This window comes from Xinfangfangia pollutisoli, from assembly GCF_020179405.1.
Lineage (GTDB): Bacteria > Pseudomonadota > Alphaproteobacteria > Rhodobacterales > Rhodobacteraceae > Pseudogemmobacter > Pseudogemmobacter pollutisoli.
This window is the reverse complement of record NZ_JAICBZ010000070.1, coordinates 1-21,184: the sequence shown is the minus strand read 5'-3', so window position 1 is coordinate 21,184 and position 21,184 is coordinate 1. Positions and strand designations below refer to the sequence as shown.

The 21,184-nt window shown below is 66.6% G+C and carries 21 protein-coding genes; 12 read left to right on the top strand and 9 right to left on the bottom strand.

Annotation, left to right across the window (positions count from 1 at the left end; genetic code table 11):
- A partial coding sequence (locus K1Y73_RS16900) for an alpha/beta hydrolase (protein WP_225029484.1) occupies positions 1–557 on the bottom strand: 557 nt, incomplete at its 3' end.
- A gap of 107 nt (positions 558–664) precedes the next feature.
- On the opposite strand from K1Y73_RS16900, the gene K1Y73_RS16895 reads away from it, so the two are divergent.
- The gene (locus tag K1Y73_RS16895) at positions 665–2,173 is read left to right on the top strand and encodes a DUF2125 domain-containing protein (RefSeq protein ID WP_225029483.1); all 1,509 of its coding nucleotides are present in this window, start codon (positions 665–667) and stop codon (positions 2,171–2,173) included.
- Between the two features lie 80 nt (positions 2,174–2,253).
- On the opposite strand, the gene K1Y73_RS16890 is transcribed toward K1Y73_RS16895, so the two are convergent.
- The gene (locus tag K1Y73_RS16890) at positions 2,254–3,192 is read right to left on the bottom strand and encodes a LysR family transcriptional regulator (protein WP_225029482.1); all 939 of its coding nucleotides are present in this window, start codon (positions 3,190–3,192) and stop codon (positions 2,254–2,256) included.
- A gap of 135 nt (positions 3,193–3,327) precedes the next feature.
- Between K1Y73_RS16890 and K1Y73_RS16885 the strand changes: the two genes are divergently transcribed.
- From K1Y73_RS16885 to K1Y73_RS16875, 3 genes are all read left to right on the top strand, one after another.
- A complete protein-coding gene (locus K1Y73_RS16885; RefSeq protein WP_225029481.1) occupies positions 3,328–4,560 on the top strand; it encodes a urate hydroxylase PuuD in 1,233 nt (410 codons plus the stop codon).
- A gap of 147 nt (positions 4,561–4,707) precedes the next feature.
- Positions 4,708–6,549 (top strand): dihydroxy-acid dehydratase, encoded by a 1,842-nt coding sequence (gene ilvD, locus K1Y73_RS16880; protein WP_225029480.1) that lies wholly within the window; start codon positions 4,708–4,710, stop codon positions 6,547–6,549.
- Positions 6,550–6,556: 7 nt separating this feature from the next.
- The gene (locus tag K1Y73_RS16875; protein WP_225029479.1) at positions 6,557–7,015 is read left to right on the top strand and encodes a GNAT family N-acetyltransferase; all 459 of its coding nucleotides are present in this window, start codon (positions 6,557–6,559) and stop codon (positions 7,013–7,015) included.
- Positions 7,016–7,117: 102 nt separating this feature from the next.
- Here K1Y73_RS16875 and K1Y73_RS16870 read toward each other — a convergent pair whose 3' ends face one another.
- Positions 7,118–7,936: a sulfotransferase family protein gene (locus K1Y73_RS16870; RefSeq protein WP_225029478.1), complete on the bottom strand. Its 819-nt coding sequence runs from the start codon at positions 7,934–7,936 to the stop codon at positions 7,118–7,120.
- Between the two features lie 159 nt (positions 7,937–8,095).
- On the opposite strand from K1Y73_RS16870, the gene K1Y73_RS16865 reads away from it, so the two are divergent.
- The 3 genes from K1Y73_RS16865 (at position 8,096) to K1Y73_RS16855 (ending at position 10,610) form a co-directional block, all read left to right on the top strand.
- Positions 8,096–9,673, top strand: coding sequence for a DUF5928 domain-containing protein (locus tag K1Y73_RS16865; RefSeq protein ID WP_225029477.1), 1,578 nt, complete (start codon positions 8,096–8,098; stop codon positions 9,671–9,673).
- Between the two features lie 3 nt (positions 9,674–9,676).
- Entirely contained in the window at positions 9,677–10,045 is a 369-nt protein-coding gene (locus tag K1Y73_RS16860) for an HIT domain-containing protein (RefSeq protein ID WP_225029476.1), read from the top strand.
- Between the two features lie 91 nt (positions 10,046–10,136).
- Positions 10,137–10,610 carry a DUF1203 domain-containing protein gene (locus tag K1Y73_RS16855; RefSeq protein ID WP_225029475.1) on the top strand — a complete coding sequence of 158 codons (474 nt, stop codon included), beginning with the start codon at positions 10,137–10,139 and terminating at the stop codon, positions 10,608–10,610.
- 50 nt (positions 10,611–10,660) lie between these two features.
- Here K1Y73_RS16855 and K1Y73_RS16850 read toward each other — a convergent pair whose 3' ends face one another.
- The 3 genes from K1Y73_RS16850 to polA are packed head-to-tail and all read right to left on the bottom strand — an operon-like array spanning position 10,661 to position 14,145.
- Complete coding sequence (locus K1Y73_RS16850; protein ID WP_225029474.1) at positions 10,661–11,017, bottom strand: MmcQ/YjbR family DNA-binding protein; 357 nt, start codon at positions 11,015–11,017, stop codon at positions 10,661–10,663.
- Positions 11,014–11,322 carry a hypothetical protein gene (locus tag K1Y73_RS16845; RefSeq protein WP_225029473.1) on the bottom strand — a complete coding sequence of 103 codons (309 nt, stop codon included), beginning with the start codon at positions 11,320–11,322 and terminating at the stop codon, positions 11,014–11,016. Before K1Y73_RS16845 ends, K1Y73_RS16850 begins: the two co-directional genes overlap by 4 nt.
- A 12-nt stretch (positions 11,323–11,334) precedes the next feature.
- Entirely contained in the window at positions 11,335–14,145 is a 2,811-nt protein-coding gene (polA, locus tag K1Y73_RS16840) for a DNA polymerase I (RefSeq protein ID WP_225029472.1), read from the bottom strand.
- Positions 14,146–14,461: 316 nt separating this feature from the next.
- Between polA and K1Y73_RS16835 the strand changes: the two genes are divergently transcribed.
- Positions 14,462–14,953 (top strand): GNAT family N-acetyltransferase, encoded by a 492-nt coding sequence (locus K1Y73_RS16835; RefSeq protein ID WP_225029471.1) that lies wholly within the window; start codon positions 14,462–14,464, stop codon positions 14,951–14,953.
- 35 nt (positions 14,954–14,988) lie between these two features.
- On the opposite strand, the gene K1Y73_RS16830 is transcribed toward K1Y73_RS16835, so the two are convergent.
- Positions 14,989–15,174 carry a zinc-finger domain-containing protein gene (locus K1Y73_RS16830; protein ID WP_225029470.1) on the bottom strand — a complete coding sequence of 62 codons (186 nt, stop codon included), beginning with the start codon at positions 15,172–15,174 and terminating at the stop codon, positions 14,989–14,991.
- Between the two features lie 289 nt (positions 15,175–15,463).
- Here K1Y73_RS16830 and K1Y73_RS16825 point away from each other — a divergent pair, with 289 nt between their 5' ends.
- The 3 genes from K1Y73_RS16825 to K1Y73_RS16815 all read left to right on the top strand — a co-directional run bounded on the left by K1Y73_RS16825 (position 15,464) and on the right by K1Y73_RS16815 (position 18,565).
- Positions 15,464–16,996 (top strand): caspase family protein, encoded by a 1,533-nt coding sequence (locus K1Y73_RS16825; RefSeq protein ID WP_225029469.1) that lies wholly within the window; start codon positions 15,464–15,466, stop codon positions 16,994–16,996.
- A gap of 157 nt (positions 16,997–17,153) precedes the next feature.
- The gene (locus K1Y73_RS16820; protein WP_225029468.1) at positions 17,154–17,915 is read left to right on the top strand and encodes a hypothetical protein; all 762 of its coding nucleotides are present in this window, start codon (positions 17,154–17,156) and stop codon (positions 17,913–17,915) included.
- Positions 17,915–18,565, top strand: a complete 651-nt coding sequence (locus tag K1Y73_RS16815) for a hypothetical protein (RefSeq protein WP_225029467.1) — start codon at positions 17,915–17,917, stop codon at positions 18,563–18,565. Before K1Y73_RS16820 ends, K1Y73_RS16815 begins: the two co-directional genes overlap by 1 nt.
- A 4-nt stretch (positions 18,566–18,569) precedes the next feature.
- On the opposite strand, the gene K1Y73_RS16810 is transcribed toward K1Y73_RS16815, so the two are convergent.
- Positions 18,570–19,346, bottom strand: coding sequence for a hydroxypyruvate isomerase family protein (locus K1Y73_RS16810; RefSeq protein ID WP_225029466.1), 777 nt, complete (start codon positions 19,344–19,346; stop codon positions 18,570–18,572).
- Positions 19,347–19,390: 44 nt separating this feature from the next.
- Positions 19,391–19,975 (bottom strand): DUF1285 domain-containing protein, encoded by a 585-nt coding sequence (locus K1Y73_RS16805; RefSeq protein WP_225029465.1) that lies wholly within the window; start codon positions 19,973–19,975, stop codon positions 19,391–19,393.
- Between the two features lie 270 nt (positions 19,976–20,245).
- Between K1Y73_RS16805 and K1Y73_RS16800 the strand changes: the two genes are divergently transcribed.
- Positions 20,246–21,184: AAA family ATPase (locus K1Y73_RS16800; RefSeq protein WP_225029464.1), on the top strand; the 939-nt coding region annotated here is incomplete at its 3' end.

Sequence of the window (21,184 nt, the reverse complement as noted above, 5' to 3'; positions counted from 1 at the left end):
AAGGCCAGCGCCTGGGCGCGGTCGTCGATCAGCCCGTGCATCAGCGTGATGCGGGGGCCAGGGGGCAGGGGCGCGCGCAGCCGCGGGGCGCCGGCCAGGGCGGCAGTCCAGCCCGCCCAGCGGGCCTCGTCCGGCGGCGCGGCGGCGCCGATCCCGGATTGCGGCCCGAAGGCCAGAACCGCGTCGGGCGCCAGATGCTCGGCCGCGACCAGCGCCGCGAAGCCGCCCATCGACTGGCCCAGCGTCAGAAGGGGGCCCGGCGCGGCCTGGCTGCGGGCGATTTCCACCGCCTCATGCAAGAGATCGGCGAAACCCCGCGCATTGGTCCAGCTGCGGCTGTGATCGGCAATGAACAGCGCCGAGCGCCCGCCCGCCGTCGCCGCGCCGACGAATTCGGGCGAGGGGATCTGCGCCGGATCGTGCCCGATTGAGGAAAAAGCCAGGATCAGACCCGGTACGGGGCCGAAAACCGCGTTGACGTGATAGGGCGGCCGCGCCAAGATCGCTGTGATCGGCACGCGCACATTTGAGTGATACGGGACAAATTCTCTCGTCATTTCGCCCCCTTCCGGGACGGGGGCAGGAATCCCCGTCTTGCAGCTGCCTATCAAACAGGCTTTGTTGTGCAGCGCAAAAAAGATCTAAGCCGCCAGGAGACGGATTCATGTTTCGATTCACTCATTTCGCCGCCGCGCCGGCCTTCGTCCTCTTGATGGGCGGCACGGCGCATGCCGCGCTGACCGCCGATCAGGTGTGGAGTTCGTGGAAGGATGGCGCAGGGCTAGTCGGGCTGCAAATCAATGCGGCGACCGAATCCAACACCGGCGGCGTCCTGACGCTGAACGGCGTCAGCATCGCCCCCGCGGGCGAGACGAATGCGATCACCATCTCGGACATGACGCTGACCGAAGAAGCCGACGGTTCGGTCACCATCCGCCCCGGCGCCGATATCGGCTTTGACGGCTCGGCCAATGGCGGCGGCAAGTTCGATCTGGCGCATGCGGGTTTCGTGATCACCGCCCATGAGGGCGAGGCCGGCGCGCTGGTCTATGATTACAAGGCCGATACGCTGTCGGCCAAGATCGACGCCGGCTATGAGGGTTACAGCTACGACGCCAATACCCCGGCGCAGCGCGTGACCAACCTGATCGACGTGAATTTCGAAGGTCTGGAAGGCACGTACAGCGATACGCCCGGCACCAACCGGGCCTTCGGCCTGACCGTCAGCGCCAAGAACTTTGGCTATGACGTCACGATGGACGATCCGAACCTGAAGATGAAGCAGGCGCAGAAAAGCCAGACGGCCGATGTCAGCCTGACCGGCACGCTGACACTGCCCTCGACCATTCCGCTGACCGCGATCCAGAATGCCGGCGATTTCGGCCGCGCGCTGGAAGAAGGCCTGGCCTTCACCTTCGCGACCAAGCAGGGCGATTCGACCGGCTCGGTCAGCCAGGAAGACGAATATTTCCCGATGCAGTTCGACATGACCGCCTCGGGCGGCGAAGCGACGGGCAGCTTCGACAAGCAGGCCTTCGCGATCAAAAGCGACGGCGCGGGCATGACCTTCAACCTGACCAGCGCCGCGATCCCGGCCCCGGTCGAGGTGACGCTTGGCCCGGTTGCGCTGGACTTCCTGTTCCCGGTCGTCTCGCCCGACACCGCGTCGGACTATCACCTGAAGCTGTCGCTCAGCCAGTTCGTGCTGAATGACGCGGTCTGGGGTCTGTTCGACCCCGGCGCCGCGCTGAAGCGCGAGCCGCTGGATCTGGCGGTCGATGTGTCGGGCAAGACCAAGATCGACGCCGTGGGCCTGATGGCCGCCGAGGAAACCGGCGCGCCGCCGCCGGTTCCGGCGCCGGAAAGCCTGGACATCAACACGCTGGCCCTGAAGGTCGCGGGCGCGGCGCTGAACGCCACCGGCGCCTTCACCTTCGACAATTCGATGGGCATGCCGATGCCGCTGGGTCAGGCCGATGTCTCGGTCACCGGGGCGAATGCGCTGATCGACGGGCTGATCGCGACCGGGCTGATCTCGCAGGATGATGCGATGGGCGCGCGGATGATGATGGGCGCCTTCATGAAGCCGGGCGCCGAGCCGGACAGCCTGACCTCGCTGATCGAAGCCAAGGAAGGCGGCCAGATCTTCGTGAACGGTCAGCAGATCCAGTGATCTGACAGACGGGCGAAAAAGCGGGCGCGGGCCGGATGGTCCGCGCCCTTTTTCATGGCCGAGCGGGGCCGGGCGCCGGCCTAGCTTTCGTCCGGGATCACGTCGGGGGTCACGGCCCGGCGCATCGCTTCCTTGATGCGCTGGCCGATGAAATCGGTGAACAGCCGCACCTTCGGATCCTTCAGCCGCCGGTGCGGCGACAGGCTGGACAATTGCGTCGGCAGGGGCGGGGTGGCGCTGGCCACTTCGACCAGCCTTCCGTCGCGCAGATATTCCGCCACTTCGAACAGGGGTTTCATCACGATGCCCCGCCCGTCCAGCGCCCAGCCGGTCAGCACGTCGCCATCGTCGCTTTCGAACGGGCCCTGCACTTCGAAACGCCGCGGACCTTCGGGCGTGGCCAGCGTCCACTGAAACTCTTTGGCGCCGGGAAAGCGCAGGTTCAGGCAATCGTGCCGCGCCTCGATCAGGGCCGCGCCATCGGCCGGCAGGCCCCGCTTGGCGATGTAGCTGGGGGCCGCGCACAGAACCCGCGGGCAATCGGCGATCAGCCGCACCTTCAGGCTGCTGTCTTCCAGAAGCCCCAGATGAAAGGCCACGTCTATGCCTTCGCCCACCACGTCGATCACCCGGTCCGACAGGCGCAGCCGCACGTCGATCTGCGGGTACAGATCCTTGAAGGCCGGCACTTGCGGCGCGATCAGCCGCCGGCCGATCCCCAAAGGCGCCGCAACCAGGATCGTGCCGCGCGGGTTTTGCGTCACATCCATCACCGCCGCCTCGGCCTCGTCGATCGCCTCCAGCACGCGGCGGGCGCCGTCATAGAAGATGCGGCCGTTCTCGGTCGCCTGCAGGCTGCGGGTGGTGCGGTGAAACAGCCGCACCCCCAGATGCTTTTCCAGGTCCGAGATTCGCGCCGAGGCCACGGCCGGCGAGGTGCGCTGGTCGCGCGCCGCCGCACTCATGCTGCCCAATTCATAGACGCGCACGAACATGCGGATGTTGTTCACATAGCTCATCAGCGGTCCGGCGATTTTCCTGGCCGGTTTGAAAGTGATCCGGCATTTGACAGGATTAACAGGAAATCCGCCGCCGGTATAGCGTTACACCTGAACCAGCGGGACCGGCCCGCGGCATGTCAGAGGGATCACCGCATGTATGACTGGCTTGTGCTGGGCGAATGGGCCGAGATCGCGGCGCGCTGGCTGCATGTGATCACCGCGATCGCCTGGATCGGCTCGTCCTTCTATTTCATCGCGCTGGATCTGGGCCTGCATCGCGACCGCAACCTGGCCTCGGGGGCGGATGGCGAGGAATGGCAGGTCCACGGCGGCGGCTTCTACCACATCCAGAAATATCTGGTCGCGCCGGCCGCGATGCCCGACCACCTGGTCTGGTTCAAATGGGAAAGCTACATGACCTGGCTTTCCGGCTTCCTGATGATGGTGCTGGTCTATTACCTGGGGGCCGAGCTGTTCCTGATCGACCCCACGGTGCTAGAGCTGCAAACCTGGCAGGCGGTGGCGATTTCCCTGGCCTCGCTGGCTTTCGGCTGGCTGGCCTATGACCAGATCTGCAAGCGCTTCGTCCATGCGAACCAGACCGTGGTGATGGTGGCGCTGTTTCTGGTGCTGGTGGGGATGGCGTATTTCTACACCTCGGTCTTCTCGGGCCGGGCGGCGATGCTGCATCTGGGCGCCTTCACGGCGACGATCATGACGGCGAATGTGTTCATGATCATCATCCCGAACCAGAAGATCGTGGTCGCGGATCTGAAGGCCGGCCGCAAGCCCGACCCGAAATATGGCAAGATCGCCAAGCAGCGCAGCACCCATAACAACTATCTGACGCTGCCCGTCCTGTTCCTGATGCTGTCGAACCATTACCCGCTGGTCTTCGCCACCCAGTACAACTGGATCATCGCCAGCCTGGTCTTTCTGATGGGCGTGACGATCCGGCACTGGTTCAACACCCGCCATGCCCGCAAGGGCAGCCCGCATTGGACCTGGGGCCTGACCGTGGTCTTGTTCCTGGTCATCGCCTGGCTGTCGACCGCGCCGCTGCGCCTGGTCTCGGCCGAGACCGAGGCGGCGGGCCTGGGCCCCGAGGCGGCGCGCTATGCCCAGGCCGCGGGGTTCGAGGATGTGGTCTCGATCGTGCAGGGCCGCTGCTCCATGTGCCACGCGGCCGAGCCGGGATGGGAGGGCGTGCATTGGCCGCCCAAGGGCGTGGTTCTGGAAACCGAGGCGCAGATCGCGCATGAGGCGCGGCGCATCGCGCTGCAGGCGGGCTATTCCCACGCGATGCCGCCCGGGAACCTAAGCTATATGGAGCCCGAGGAACGCCAGGCCATCATCGCCTGGGTCCGCGCCGCGGCCGAGGGCTGACAGCGAATTTTCGTCGAAAATTCGCTGTCCCCCGGCCTTCGGCGCGGGGGATTTCGCAGCTGCAGCGGGGTTTCCCGATTGCAGAGGGGCGCCGCAGGGTCTAACCCGGGCAAAGCCCGAACTCGCCCGACCTAGCCGGAGGATGCCATGCCCGCTTATCGTTCCCGCACCACGACCCATGGCCGCAACATGGCCGGCGCGCGCGGCCTTTGGCGCGCCACCGGCATGAAGGACGGCGATTTCGGCAAGCCGATCATCGCGATCGTGAACAGCTTCACCCAATTCGTGCCCGGCCATGTCCATCTGAAGGACATGGGCCAGCTTGTCGCGCGCGAAGTCGAAGCCGCCGGCGGCATCGCCAAGGAATTCAACACCATCGCGGTCGATGACGGCATCGCGATGGGCCATGACGGCATGCTGTATTCGCTGCCCTCGCGTGAGATCATCGCCGATTCCGTCGAATACATGGTCAATGCCCATTGCGCCGACGCGATGGTCTGCATCTCGAACTGCGACAAGATCACCCCCGGCATGCTGATGGCCGCAATGCGGCTGAACATCCCGGCCGTCTTCGTCTCGGGCGGGCCGATGGAGGCCGGCAAGGCGCTGGTCAAGGGCAAGGAAGTGGCGCTCGATCTGATCGACGCCATGGTCTATGCCGCCGATGACAAATATTCCGATGAAGAGGTCGAGGCGATCGAAAAGGCCGCCTGCCCGACCTGCGGCTCTTGCTCGGGCATGTTCACGGCGAATTCGATGAACTGCCTGACCGAGGCGCTGGGCCTGTCGCTGCCCGGCAACGGTTCGACCCTGGCCACCCATGCCGACCGCAAGCGGCTGTTCGTCGAGGCCGGCCATCTGATCGTCGACATCACCCGGCGCTGGTACGAGCAGGACGATGCCACCGTCCTGCCGCGCGTCGTGGCGAACAAGGCGGCCTTCGAGAATGCCATGTCGCTGGACATCGCCATGGGCGGGTCCACCAACACCGTCCTGCATATCCTGGCGGCGGCCCAGGAAGGCGGGATCGACTTCACCATGGACGATATCGACCGGCTGAGCCGCAAGGTGCCCTGCCTGTGCAAGGTCGCGCCGGCGAAGAACGACGTGCATATGGAAGATGTCCACCGTGCGGGCGGGATCATGGCGATCCTGGGCCAGCTGGACAATGCGGGGCTGTTGAACCGCGACACCTCGACCGTTCACAGCCCGACCCTGGGCGCGGCGCTGGACCATTGGGACATCAGTCGCACCAACCACGAAGGCGTGCGGCAGTTCTTCATGGCCGCGCCGGGCAATGTCCGCTCGGCCACCGCCTTCAGCCAGGAAAAGCGCTATAGCGAGCTGGATCTTGACCGCGAAAACGGCGTGATCCGCAGCGCCAAGCATCCGTTCTCGAAGGATGGCGGGCTGGCGGTGCTGACGGGCAATATCGCGCTGGATGGCTGCATCGTGAAAACCGCGGGCGTGGACGATTCGATCCTGGTCTTCTCGGGCCCGGCGCGGGTGTTCGAATCGCAGGATGCCGCGGTCTCGGCGATCCTGACCAGCAAGATCAAGGCAGGCGACGTGGTCGTCATCCGCTACGAAGGGCCGAAGGGTGGGCCCGGCATGCAGGAAATGCTGTACCCGACCAGCTATCTGAAATCGAAGGGCCTGGGCAAGGCCTGCGCCCTTCTGACCGACGGGCGCTTCTCGGGTGGCACTTCGGGCCTGTCGATCGGCCATGTCTCGCCCGAGGCTGCTTCGGGCGGCACCATCGGCCTGGTGCGCGAAGGCGACATGATCGACATCGACATCCCGTCCCGCACCATCAGCCTGCGCGTCTCCGAGGCCGAATTGGCGACGCGCCGGGCCGAGCAGGACAAGAAGGGCTGGAAGCCCGAGGCCAAGCGCAGCCGCCGCGTGACCGCGGCGCTGAAGGCCTATGCGATGCTGGCCAGCTCGGCCGACAAGGGCGCCGTGCGGCAATTGCCCGACGAGGTCTGAGCCGGCCATGGCGCAGGTCACCGCCCGGCCCTTTGCCGCCGGGGATGGGGCGGCCTGCCTGGCGCTGTTCGACGGCAATGTGCCGCGCTTTTTCGCGGCGGATGAACGCGCCGAGTTCGAAGCCTTCCTTGCCGGCCCCGCCTTGGGGCCGGACCCCTATCTGGTGCTGGACCAGGACGGCGCGCTGGTTGGCTGTGGCGGGCTCAGCCGCGCGCCCGGCACGCGCCGGGTCAGCCTGTCCTGGGGCATGGTCGATCGCGCGCGGCAGGGGCAGGGGCTGGGCCGGATGCTGACCGAGACGCGGCTGGCCCTGGCTCGCACCCTGCCGGGGATCGACACCGTCGCCTTGAACACCAGCCAGCACACCCAGGGCTTCTACGCCCGCTTCGGCTTTGCGGTCGAAAAGATCACACCCGACGGCTTCGGCCCCGGGCTTGACCGCTGGGACATGATCCTGCGCCTTTAGGCGCGCCCTGACCCGGGGCGCCGCGCGATGTCTTCGAAGACATCGAGACGAAGCCTTCGAAGGCTTCGCACCGGAGTTTTCGAAAACTCCGGTCCCGCCGCGCTAGTTGCCCAGCTTGGCATGCACCTCGTCGAGATCCACTTCGCTTTTCGGCATCTTGTTGGCCGGATTGTCGAAATCGTATTTGAACAGCTGGAAGTCGCGCTTGTAGATTTCCCAGACCAGATGCATCGACAGGTCGTCGAAATAGGCTTCGACCGGATGCGCCCGCTTCGGCCCATGGCCTTCGCTTTCGTTGAAGCGCGGGATCTTCTTCAGGTCGACCTTGTGCTTGACCGAGATATTGTCCAGCACGACCTGCATGCCGGGGTTGAAATCCTCGGTGAAGAAGATGTGGTCGTAGCGCCCGCCATTGACGATGAAGGTCGAGATATGGCCCGACATGGCCGACCAGTGGATGTCAGGCTCCATCGGTTTCTTGAAGCGGATCGTGTCGCGCGCGAACAGCAGGAAGCGGCGGAAGCTGGCGATCTGGTCGAACTCGTCGCGGCCCTCGGGCCCGCCGACCTGAACCCCGTATTTCTGCACCAGCATCGGCACCAGATTGCCGCGATAGCGCTTGCCGTTGCGCTGGATGCCGCAGATCTTGTCGAAGAACGAGGACAGGATCCGGGTATAGGGGTTCCTGACGCAGGTGAAGGCATAGGATTTATGCGCCTTCACGTTCGTCTCGATCAAAGGCTGGCTCGCCTCCATCGCCCATTTGTGCAGGCCTTCGGTCGCATCATGGATGTCGCCGTCGAAGAAGCGGCCATGGTCGGAATAGAACATGATCTGCCCGATGGTCGAGCAGGCGCATTTCGGCACCACGCGATAGACCATGCTTTCGCTTTCCGTCATCCACGTGCCGGGGAAACCCATTGCTCACACCTCTGCCTTGGCCGGGCGATTGTTTCCGCCCTGGACGCTGTTACCCGGAAAAAAGCAAAGATACTCTGCCCTTTCAAGGAAGGATGAAACAATTTATGCAATGCAGGCGGTGCCGCGACCGCCGGGACACGTTCGCATTGCCGGGGCCTGATGACGAAGATCGCCTATATCCTTCTGTGCCACAAGGACCCCGAGGGGATCATCGCCCAGGCCCAGCGGCTGACGGCGGCGGGCGACTGCATCGCCATTCATTTCGACGCCCGCGCCCGGCGCGAGGATTTCGACCGCATCCGGGCGGCGCTGGATGGCAACCCCGCGGTGACCTTCGCGCGCCGCCGGGTGAAATGCGGCTGGGGGGAATGGAGCCTGGTCGAGGCCACGCTGAACGCGATCCGCGCCGCGGTCGAGGCTTTCCCGCGCGCCACGCATTTCTACATGCTGTCGGGCGACTGCATGCCGATCAAATCGGCCGAATACGCGCATGACTTCCTGGAGCGCGAGGATGTGGATTACATCGAAAGCTTCGATTTCTACGCCAGCGACTGGATCAAGACCGGGATCAAGGACGAAAGGCTGATCTACCGGCACTGGTTCAACGAACGCACCCACAAGGCCTGGTTCTACCGCTCGATGGACTGGCAGAAGAAGCTCGGGCTGGAGCGCAAGGTGCCGGCGGATCTGCAGATGCAGATCGGCAGCCAGTGGTGGTGCCTGCGCCGGCGCACGGTGGAATGGCTGCTGGATTTCGCCCGCAAGCGGCGCGATGTGATGCGCTTCTTCCGCACCACCTGGATCCCGGACGAAACCTTCTTCCAGACCATCGTCCGCCATCTGGTGCCGGAATCCGAAATCCGCACCCGGCCGCTGACCTTCCTGATGTTCACCGATTACGGCATGCCGGTGACCTTCTACAACGATCACTACGATCTGCTTCTCAGCCAGGATTACCTGTTCGCCCGCAAGATCAGCCCCGACGCGATGGAGCTGAAGCGGCGGCTGGGCGATCTTTACGCGGCGCGCGGCAAGCGGTTCCAGATCTCGAACGAAGGCCGCAGCCTGTTCAAGTTCCTGACCGGCCGCGGCCGGATCGGCCGCCGCTTCGCGCCCCGCTTCTGGGAGACGGAAACCAGCCTGGGGCGCGAACGCACGCTGATGATGGTGACCTGCAAGAAATGGCATGTCGCCAAGCGCCTGGTCGAACGGGTGCGCCAGGTCACCAACCTGCCGGCGATCGACTATCTGTTCAACGAAGGCTCGACGCCCTTGCCCGATCTGGGCGGCATCCAGTCGAACCTGGAAAAGCGCACAAGGCACCGGCGGGCGCTGGTGCGGATGCTGTTCGATTACTGGCAGACCGACCGGCTGATCTTCTGCATCGACCCGGCCTCGATCGAGCTGATGCAGGATTTCTACACCGACAAGGCGCGGGTCAAGCTGTTGGAAATCGAATGCGATTTCACCGACGACTATCTGCTGGGCCATGCGCGCCGGGTGGGCCTGGCGGGCGACCGCACGCCGCAGGAAACCCTGGACCGGCTGTTGCCGACGATCCGCTATGATGTGCGCTTCGAATCCGACCGGATCCGCGAGAACAGCTTTCCCGGCTTCCAGCGCATCCGCCAATCGGCCACGGTCGATGAAAACACCGTGCCGCTGGCGGAATTCCTTGATATCCCTGTCGAGAAGGCGCGCGAGATCGCCTCGACCGAATATCTTTTCGTGGACTGAGACATGCCCTGGACCTATGACCCGCAGAACATCTTCGCCCGCATCCTGCGCGGCGAGATCCCGAACAAGACCGTCGTGGACACCGCGCATACGCTTGTCTTCCATGACATCCGGCCGCATGCGCCGGTGCATGTGCTGGCGATCCCGAAAGGGCCTTACGTCAATCTCGATCATTTCGCCGCCGAGGCCAGCGCCGAGGAGATCGTCGATTTCCACCGCACCGTCGCCTCGGTGATCGCCGATCTGGGCCTGCGCGAGGCGGGCTATCGGGCGATCACCAATGCGGGCCTGCATGGCATGCAGGAAGTGCCGCATTACCACCTGCACATCCTGGGCGGGCGCACGCTGGGCCGGCTGGTCGACCCGGCCTAAAAGGGCCCCGGGCAGGCCTGATCCCGCAGCTTCCGGGTCGCCCTGCGGGGCGGCCGGGCCTATCCGGGGCGCCGATCCACAGGAGGCCCCGATGATCCGCTTCATCCCGATTGCGACCGAAACCGTCCGCGCCTGGCAGGCCGGCGCGCCCGATGCCAATGGCCAGCCGCCCGAGCGCCAGATCGCGCAAGGCGGCGGCAATCCCTGCCGGCATTGCCTGCGGATGATCCCCGAGGGCGCGCCGATGCTGGTTCTGGCGCATCGCCCCTTTGCGACCCTGCAGCCCTATGCCGAACTGGGCCCGATCTTTCTATGCGCCGCGCCCTGCATTGCGGGCGGGGGGGCGGGCGGCGGGGCGGATCTGCCCGAGATGCTGGCAAGCCCGGATTACATCGTCCGCGGCTACGGGCCGGATGAGCGGATCGTCTATGGCACCGGCGGCGTGGTGCCGACCGCCGGCATCGCGGCCCGGGCCGAGGAATTGCTGGCAGATCCGCGCGTGGCCTTCGTCCATATCCGCTCGGCCCGGAACAATTGCTTCCAGTGCCGGGTGGACCGCGGCTGACACGGCGAACCGGAGGCAGCGGCCGCGCTGGTTCTGGCGAGCCGGCCGGATCAGCCGGTCTGCGCCTGATCCCAGTCCTTCAGCCAGCGCTTCGGCGCCGCGGCGCGCCAGTCGCGGACCAGCCTTGCGCGGGCCCAGCCCGGGTCGATCCGCCCGGCGCGGACCAGAACCAGCGCATGCGGGGCGTAATGCGGATGGAGGAAGAAGGTTTCGGGATCGGCCGCCATCAGCATCTCGCGCTCGTCCGGATCGGCGCGGAAGACGGCGGCATCCGCATAGGGGCTCCACCAGCACCACATCCTGCCATGGGCCTTCAGCGCCTCATGGCCCCAGGGGGTCGCAAGCGTGACCTGCGGCAGGTCCAGTGCCAGGGCGACGGCCTTCAGCCCGGGCCAGTCGGCGATCATCCCGGCGGCGGGCAGCTGGCGTCCAGGGGCGGCGCGCCCGTGAACGAGACGATGGGCGCGCCGCCCATTTCAATGCTCCAGCCGCCTTCGGTGACCTTCCACAGGCCGATCCCGTAGATTTCATGCGTCGCGAAGCAATCGGCGCGCAGGGTGAACGTGTCGATCGCATCGGTGCCGGCCAGCGTGGCGCTGTCCTCGGCGGTGACGGTCAGCACATAGGCCGCGCCGGTGGCCAGATCGGGCAGTTCGGTCTGGGCGGCGGCGGGTCCCGCGCAAAGGGCCAGGCAGACGGCGATGGACCTCATGTCTTTCTCTCCCTAATGGGCCTCGGCCCAGTTGCGGCCCCGGCCGGCTTCGACCGTCAGCGGCACTTTCAGCGGCACGACGGGCAGGTTCGCGCCTTCCATCACCGATTTGGCCACCCGGGCCAGATCCTCGGCGGCGCCTTCCTCGACTTCGAACAGCAATTCGTCATGCACCTGCAGCAGCATCTTGGCCGGCAGATGGGCGATGGCCGCGGGCATGCGGATCATCGCGCGGCGGATCACATCGGCCGCGGTGCCCTGGATCGGCGCGTTGATCGCGGCGCGGCGGGCGAAACCGGCGCCGGGGCCCTTGGCATTGATCTCGGGCGTGTGGATGCGGCGGCCGAACAGGGTTTGCACATGGCCGTTTTCCTTGGCGAAGGCCACGGTGCGGTCCATGTATTCGCGGATGCCGGGGAAGCGTTCGAAATAGCGGTCGATGAAGCCCTGCGCCTCGGCCCGGGGGATGCGCAGGTTGCGCGCCAGGCCGAAGCCCGAGATCCCGTAGATCACCCCGAAATTGATTGCCTTGGCCCGGCGGCGGATGTCCGAGGTCATCTGGTCCAGGGGCACGTTGAACATTTCCGACGCGGTCATGGCGTGAATGTCCAGTCCGTCGCGGAAGGCCTGCTGCAGCGCCGGGATATCGGCGATATGGGCCAGGATGCGCAGCTCGATCTGCGAATAGTCAAGGCTGACCAGCACCTTGCCCGGAGGGGCCACGAAGGCCTCGCGGATGCGGCGGCCTTCCTCGGTGCGGACGGGGATGTTCTGCAGGTTCGGATCGGTCGAGGCGAGCCGGCCGGTATTGGCGCCCGCAATCGAATAGCTGGTATGGACGCGCCCCGTATCGGGGTTGATCGCCTGTTGCAGCGCATCGGTATAGGTGGATTTCAGCTTGGAAATCTGCCGCCAGTCCAAGACCTTGGCCGCCAGCCGCGCGCCCTGGGGGTGGCTGTCTTCCAGCGTGGTGATGTCTTCCAGGATATCGGCGCCCGTGCCATAGGCGCCGGTCTTGCCCTTCTCGCCGCCGGGCACGCCCATGCGGTCGAACAGCACCTCGCCCAATTGCTTGGGCGAGCCCACGTTGAACTTCTCGCCGGCGATCTCCTGGATTTCATCCTCATATTGCGCCAGCTTCTGGGCGAAGGCGTTGGACATCCGCGCCAGCGTGTCGCGATCGACCACGATGCCCTGCATTTCCATATCGGCCAGCACCGGCACCAGCGGCCGTTCCAGGGTTTCGTAAACCGTGGTCACCTGTTTCTGATGCAGCTGCGGGCGGAACTGCTGCCACAGGCGCAGGGTGATATCGGCGTCTTCGGCGGCATATTTCACCGCATCGTCGATGCCGACCTTGTCGAAGGTGATCTGCGCCTTGCCCGCGCCCAGCAGCGACTTGATCGGGATCGGCCGGTGGCCCAGATAGCGTTCGGACAATTCGTCCATGCCGTGATTGTTCAGGCCGGCCTGCAGCGCATAGCTCATCAGCATCGTGTCGTCGAAAGGCGCGATGCGGATGCCGTGGCGGGCGAAGATCTTCCAGTCATATTTCATGTTCTGGCCGATCTTCTGGATCGCGGGGTCTTCCAGCATCGGCTTCAGCGCGGCCAGGGTTTCGTCCAGATCCAGCTGCCGCTCGGCCCGGGCGGCGGCGCCGAACAGATCGCCCGAGCCTTCGCGGTGACCAAGCGGAATATAGGCACCTTCGCCGGCTTGCGTGGACAGCGAGATGCCGACCAGTTCGGCCTGCATCTCGTCCAGGCTGGTGGTTTCGGTATCGACCGCGACATGGCCCAGATCGGTGATCCTGGCGATCCACTGGTCCAGCGTGGCGCGGTCGCGGATCGCCACATAGGCGGCATGGTCGAAGGGCAGCGGCGCGCCCTCATGCGCCTGCGGCGCGTCGTCCGGCGCCGCGGCGGCGATCACCGGGGCCGCGACCTTCAGCCGTTCCGAGACCCGGCGGGCCAGGCTGCGGAACTCCATTTCCGACAGGAAGCCCATCAGCTTTTCCGGGTCGGGTTTCTGGATTTCCAGCGCCTCCAGCGTCACCGGCACCGGCGCCTGCGCATCCAGCGAGACCAGCCGGCGCGAGATGCGGATCAGATCGGCATTTTCCACCAGCGCGGCGCGGCGCTTGGGCTGCTTGATTTCCTCGGCCCGGGCCAGCAATTCATCCAGCCCGCCATATTCGTTGATCAGAAGCGCCGCCGTCTTCAGCCCGATCCCCGGCGCGCCCGGCACATTGTCGGTGCTGTCGCCCGCCAAGGCCTGCACATCGACCACCTTGTCGGGGGTGACGCCGAATTTCTCCATCACCTCATCGGGGCCGATGGGGCGGTTTTTCATCGGGTCATGCATGTCGATCCCGGGCCGGATCAGCTGCATCAGGTCCTTGTCGGACGAGATGATCGTGCAGCTTCCCCCCGCCTCGACCGCCTGGCGCGCGAGGCTGGCGATGATGTCATCGGCCTCATAGCCCTCGACCTCCAGGCAGGCCACGTTGAAGGCGCGGGTCGCTTCGCGGGTCAGCGGGAATTGCGGGCGCAGGTCTTCGGGCGGCGGCGGGCGGTTGGCCTTGTATTGCGGATAGATCTCGTTGCGGAAGGTTTTCGACGAATAGTCGAACACCACCGCGATATGGGTGGCGGCATTCTTCGCGTCGCGGGTGATCTCGGACCACAGGATCGAGGCAAAGCCCGCCACGGCGCCGATCGGCAGCCCGTCCGAGCGGGTCAGCGGCGGCAAGGCGTGGTAGGCCCGGAAGATATAGGCCGAGCCGTCGATCAGATGCAGGTGATGGCCCTTGCCGAAACTCATGGGGTCTGTCCTTCGCGCGATTGGCGACGACTATAGACGCGAAGCCGGGTTGCGTGCCACCCCAAGGCGCGGCTGCGGCCAGGGATCGCGCGCCCGCCCGCCACCGGAGCCCGCCACGGTTTCCGTTGACAAGCCGGCGGCGCGAAGGCATGGTCCCCGCCATGCTGCACCTGGCCCCCATCGCCTCGTTTTATTGGTCCGACGCCATATAGGCGGCCGGGCAGCTTTCCTGACAGAAACTGAACCCAGATAGGCCGCCCGCGATGGGCCGGCCTGTGAACGCTCCCTTCGCGGGCCCGATGCGAAGGAAGTGACGATGAACGCCCAAATCCCCCAATCTGCCGAAGCGCAGCTTCTGGTCCGCGCCGCGCGGCCCGAGGATCTGCCCGAGGTTCACCGCATGCTGATCGCGCTGGCCGCCCATCATGGCGATGCGGCCACGATCACACCGGCGCGGCTGGCGGAACTGTGTTTCGAGACCGGCGAGGCCTTGGTGCTGGTGGCCTGCCTGCCCGGCAGCCCGGCGCGCGATCCGGTGGGCTATGCGCTGGTGACGCGCCGGCACGAGATGACCTCGGGCCGGATGCTGCAGGAGGTGACGCATCTTTACGTCCAGCCGCCCTTCCGCGGCCGGGGGCTGGCGCGGGCGCTGATCGAGGCGGCCCGGGCGCTGGCGCTGGCCGGGGCGGCGCAGCGGCTGACGATCGGGGCCGATCTGCGCAATCAGGGCGCGGCCGAAACCTATCGGCGCATGGGTCTGCAGGAATTGCCGGCGCCGGGCCCGCGCTTTGCGGTGACGCTGGCCTGAACGGCCAGCCAGCCCGGCGGATCAGTGCAGCGCGGTCAGTGATCGTCCTGCGCGTGATCGCGGTCGATCACGAAGCGGCGGTCGCAATAGCCGCATTCGACCCAGCCGGTTTCATGCGGGATCACCAGCCAGACGCGCGGATGGCCCAGCGCGCCCTCGCCGCCATCGCAGGCCACTTTCCAGGTGGTCACGGTCTTGGTCTCGGGGGCGGAAAGGGTCATGGCGGGCCTGCTGGCTATGAGGATGGCGCATCATAGCGGCAGGGCAGGGCGGGCATCAAGGGCGCGGGGGCGGAATTCGCGGCCCGGGACGGGGACGGGCGCGGCGCCTTGGGCGCGGCTGCGCCGGGGCAGGGCGCGGGGCGGTCAGGCCCCGCTCACGCCTTGGCGAGGGCTGCGATCGGTGCTGGCCCTTTGGCGGCAGTTGCGGCATCATCGGCGCATTCTGGCGCCTTCGGTCGCAGCGCCTGCGGCTGTGCCGTCCGCGTCGCCTGTCGATTTGGATAGATGCATGATGGCCCGCCCGACCCGCCCGAGGTTCGCCTTTCCGCTTGCTTTGTCGATCTGCCTTGTGGCGGCGCTTCTGCACGCCGCCGCGGCCCGGGCCGAGAAACTGGCCCTTGTCATCGGGATGGGCGACTATCGCCACATCGTGCCCCTGGACAACACGCTGAACGATGCCCAGGGCATCGCGCGGGTGCTGGAACAGGCGGGCTTCGGCGTCACCCTGTCGCTGAACGCGCCCAAGGCCGATCTGCAGCAGACCCTGGCCGATTTCGGCTTTCGCGCCGAGACGGCCGATCTGGCGCTGATCTATTTCGCCGGCCACGGGGTCGAGGTGCAGGGGCAGAATTTCCTGATTCCCGTGGATGCCGATGTGAAGACCAATCTGGAAGTGCAGGCCGCCTCGGTCTCGCTGGCCGATTTCGAGGCGGCGGTGGGCCATGCCCGCAAGATGGGGATCGTGCTGCTGGACAGCTGCCGCGACAATCCCTTCGCCGACAGCATCGCGCTGGAGGAAAAGGCCTCGGACGGGCGCACGGGCAATACCCGCAGCGCCTCGGGCTCGGCCGGGCTGGCGCCGACCGATCCCGACCGCGGCACGCTGGTCTTTTATGCGGCCGAACATGGGCTTGCGGCGCTGGACGGGGTGGATGGTCACAGCCCCTTCGCGCGGGCGCTGATCGACACGCTGGGCCAGCCGGGGCTGGAAGTGGGCACGCTGGTGCGCCATGTGCGCGATCAGGTGATGCGCGCCACCGGCAATCTGCAAAAGCCCTATTCCTACGGCTCGCTGCCCGGAACGCCCTTCTACATCGCCGGCCCCCGTGACGGCGAGGCTGATGTGGGTCTGGCCGACAACCGCCAGGATGGCTGGGCGGCGCTGGGCCCCGATCAAGAGGCGCTGCTGCAGGCACAGGCGGAAAAGGGCGATACGCGCTCGATCCTGGGACTTGGATATATCCGGCTGAACAAGGCCGATCCGGCCTTCGATCCGGCGGCGGCGCGTGGATATTTCGAACGTGCGGCGACCGAGGGCTCGCCCGAGGCGCAGTTCGAACTGGCGCGGATGCTGGAGCAGGGGATCGGCGGGCCGGCCGATCCGGCGCGGGCGCTGGACCTGTACCGGATGGCGGGCGAGCAGGGCTATGGCAATGCGCTGAACGAACTGGGCTTCATCCATTACCAGGGCCTCTTGGGCCTGCCCTCGGATCCTGAAACCGGGATCCATTTCTTCTCGCTGGCCGCCGCCAAGCGCGATCCCGAGGCGCAGTACAATCTGGCCGCGCTGATCGACGATGGCATGGTGCGGGGCCGCGGACCGGAAGATGCGGCGCGGCTTCTGTATGATGCGCTGCGCACGGGCAACCGGCGGGTCCTGTCGGTGGCGCCGATGATGAAGGAACAGTTCGAGCCGGAAACCCGCCGCGCCCTGCAGAAGATCCTGCAGGAGAAGGGGTTTTACGACGGGCGCATCGATGGCGACATCGGCCCCGGCACCGCCGCCGCCATGCGCCGCGCCTTTGGCATGACCGAAGCCTGACGGGGGCCCTGCCGGGGGGGCCTGACGGGGGGCTGCGCCTCTGGCCGGGCCGTTCCGCCGCCCCGCCTGCAAAAATCACGCGGCGTGGCACCTGCGCACTCGACAACTGGCCTGACTGGCGCAACACTTCCGGCAATTGCATGAGAAGGATTTTGGCATGGACAAGACACTTGTCCGCAGCCTGGCCTGTCTGGCGGCTTTTTCCGCCTCACCGGGTCTGGCGCAGGACCGCGATATTTACCTGACCATGACCGGCATCCGCAGCGCCACGACGGCGCCCGGCGGGCTGGCCTTCATCTCGGGCTCGTGGAGTTCGGATCGCGTCAACAGCGCGGGCGGCAGCGGGCTGATCGACCGGACCGACGGCTCGATGAGCTTTGGCGCGGGCTTCGGCAGCGCCGAGACCGGGATCGGGGTGCAACTGACCGCCACGATCACCTCGCTGTCCGACGATTTCGCCGACTCGGGCTATCTGGGGGTGAAATTCTCACGCCGGATCAGTGCCGAGGGGCAGGTGCCGGTCTATCTGGGCGTCGCCGTCGACAGTCTGGGCGCCTGGGGCGATTCCTCGCAGAACGAAGAGACCGCGGATCTGATCCTGTCGGCCTTCCCGGTGATCCAGACCGCCTCGGGGCCGAAGCCGCTGATGGTGACCGTGGGCTATGGCAGCCATACGCGCGATTATGGCACCGCGCCGGGCGCCTATTTCGGCGTCGGCCTGGGGTTGACGCGGAATTTCGCTGTCTCGGCGGCCTGGAATGGTGATGAGGCGATCCTGGGCACCGGCTTCCGCTTCGATGCGCTGCCGAACATGCATTTCACCGCCTCGATCGACGATGTCTTCGACCAGAACGACACCAGGCGCCTGACGCTGCAGGCGACCTGGACGACCGACAAGCTGTTCGGAGGGGGCTTCTGATGCGCCATATCGCCCATGCAATCGCCCTGACCGGCGCGCTGGCCAGCGCGGTCCTGCCGGTGACGCTGGTGGCCGCCCTGGCGGGCGAGGGGCCGGTCACCCCGGGGCCGGTCTTCACTCCGAAACTGGCCGTCGAGACCGGGCCGGTCTTCGTGCCGCCTGTGCCGCCGCCCGGCTCGGGCACCACGGGGGGCGACAGCGCCACCGCGGCGCGGATCGTGGCCGATATCAACCTGGCGCGCGACTATTGCGGCTGGCTGGACCAGAAGGAATATGTCGTCGACTGCCTGTCGGACGAATTGAACCGCGTGGCCGATGCGATCCCGGGCGGGGGCGAGTATGCGCCCGCCAAGGCCGCGCTGAAGAAGGCGGCGCAGGATCTGTCCAGCCTGGTTGCGGCGAACCAGTCGGCCACGCTGCGCCCCGGCATCGCGCGGGTGACCAATTCCGACATCGTCCATACCTCGACGCGGCCGCTGCGCGCGGTCGAGACGGCAAAGCTGGACACGGTGTCGGCCGCAGCGATCGGCATCATCCAGGAAACCGGGACGATCCTGCTGCGCTCGGCCGCGACCTCGGATGAATCGGCGGATTTCACCGCGATCTCGGCGGCGGTGAATTCGAACACCATCCTTCTGCGCTCGCTGTAGGGTCCTAGCCGATCGGCTGGCCGCGCGATTTCAGCGCGGTCAGCCAGGCCAGGCCCTGGGCGGTGCCGCGGGCGGGGCGGTATTCGGCGGAAATCCAGACCGGCTGGGCGGGCAGGGCATCCACCGCATCGCACAGCGCCGGCAGCGAGAATCCTCCGCCGCCCGGTTCGTTCCGGGCCGGGAAACCGGCGATCTGCACATGGCTGATCACCGGCTCATGCCGCGCCCAGACCGCCGCCGCATCGCCATGCAGCCGCGCCGCATGCCAAAGGTCGAATTGCAGCCCGACCCGCGCGCAGCCCAGATCGGCCAGGATCCGCCCGGCCTGATCGTAATCGTTCAGGAAATAGCCCGGCATGTCTTCGGGATTCATCGGCTCGATGCACAGCCGAAGCTCGGGCGCCTGCGCCGCGGCCCAGGCCAGATTCTCCACATAGGCCGCTTCCGCCTGCGGGCCCTTGGCCACACCGGCCATGACATGGATCTGCGCCCCGCCCAGCCGTGTGGCGTAATCGGCCGCGCGCAGGAAGCCGTCGCGGAACACCGCCTCGTCGCCCGGCCGCGCGGCAAAGCCGCGATCGCCCGAGATCCAGTCGCCCGGCGGGGTGTTGATCAGCGCCAGCGGCAGACCCGCCAGGGCGCGTTCCCAGTCGGGGACTGGCATGTCATAGGGAAACAGCACCTCAATGCCATCGAACCCGGCCTGCGCGGCATAGGCGGCGCGTTCGGGCATGGGCACTTCGGTGAAGAGCAGCGTCAGGTTTGCAGCGAAACGGGGCATCTGGTACGGGAAAAGGGGCTTCAGGATGTTGGGATCAGCAAGCGTCAGGGCAATTCGGAAGACGGGATGACCGGGAAGAAGCGGCCCAGCGACCAGAGGCCGAACCAGCTAGCGCCCTCATGGGTCTCGTGGCAACCCAAATCGACCAGCCGGTAGAAGGATTTGCGGTCGATCCGCGCCCAAAGCCCGTTGCGGATCAGGATATAGGGTGAGGGTTCGCCATCTTCGGCGCGCTCGACCCGGAGCGGGTGGTCGGGGCCTGCGGTCGCCTCGTCCTCGGTGCGGGTGACGAAGGTCAGGCGCTGGTCGCGGCCCTTGCCTTCGGCGGTGAAATCCACCGCGAAAAGCGGGGCGTCTTCAACCTGGATGCCGACCTTCTCGACCGGGGTGACCAGGAAGTACCGCTCGCCCTCGCGTTTCAGGATCGAGGAGAACAGCTTGACCAGCGGCGCCCGGCCGATCGGCGTGCCCAGATAGAACCAGGTTCCGTCGCGGGCGATGCGCATGTCCAGATCGCCGCAGAAGGGCGGGTTCCACAGATGGACCGGCGGCAAGCCCTTCTTGCCGGCCGCCTTGGCGGCGGCGGCAAGCGCATCGGCGCTGGGGGCTGTGGTCTTCGTCTCGGTCATGCCGGCCTTCGCTTGCGGCGCGCGTTGCGCTGCGGTCTGCGCCGCATCTAAGCATTGCCGGCGCCCGGCGCCATGGCAAATCGCGTCAAACCGCCGCAGCAGCCGCTTATGACGGGGGCGTCGCTGGCGGATTTTCGCAGCCCCCGCCCTGGCCCGGTGCAGCGCCTGACGGCGGTTTCACGATCATTTGTGTCAAGGTGGCTTTTGCCATTTGTGCCCGGCGGCGGGTTTCGCTCTAATGTCGGCAAAACCGGATCGAAGGGATTTGTCATGGCCGCGCAGGACGCTCTGGTGCAGGAAATCGAAGCGCTGGGGGCGCGTCTGGCCGAGGCCAAGGCCTCAATCAACCGCCGGTTCATCGGGCAGGAGAAGGTGGTCGATCTGGTGCTGGCGGCGATGCTGTGCGGCGGCCATGCGCTGCTGGTCGGGCTTCCGGGCCTGGGCAAGACCCGGCTGGTCGACACTTTGGGCACGGTGATGGGGCTGAAGGCCAACCGGGTGCAGTTCACCCCCGACCTGATGCCCGCCGATATTCTGGGCTCGGAAGTGCTGGAAACCGCGGCCGACGGCACGCGCGCCTTCCGCTTTCTGGAAGGCCCGGTCTTCTGCCAGCTTCTGATGGCCGATGAAATCAACCGCGCCAGCCCGCGGACGCAATCGGCGCTGCTGCAGGCCATGCAGGAAAAGGAAGTCACCATCGCCGGCGAACATCGCCCGCTGGGCCGCCCGTTCCACGTTCTGGCCACCCAGAACCCGATCGAACAGGAAGGCACCTATCCGCTGCCCGAAGCGCAGCTGGACCGCTTCCTGGTGCAGGCCGATGTCGACTATCCGACCCGCGATGTGGAACGCGACATCCTGATCGCCACCACCGGCGCGGAAGAGGCGGAAAGCACGCAGGTCTTTGACGATGCCGCGCTGATCGCCGCGCAATCGGTGATCCGGCGCATGCCGGTGGGCGAGAAGGTGGTCGAGGCGATCCTGGATCTGGTCCGCGCCTGCCGCCCCGGAGAGCCCGAGGGCCGCGATCTGGCCGACAGCCTGTCCTGGGGCCCGGGCCCCCGCGCCGCGCAGGCGCTGATGCTGACGGTGCGGGCGCGCGCGCTGCTGCAGGGCCGGCTTGTGCCCTCGATCGAAGATGTGGCGGCAATGGCGCCGGCCTGCCTGACCCATCGGATGGCACTGTCCTTCGCGGCGCGCGCCCGGGGC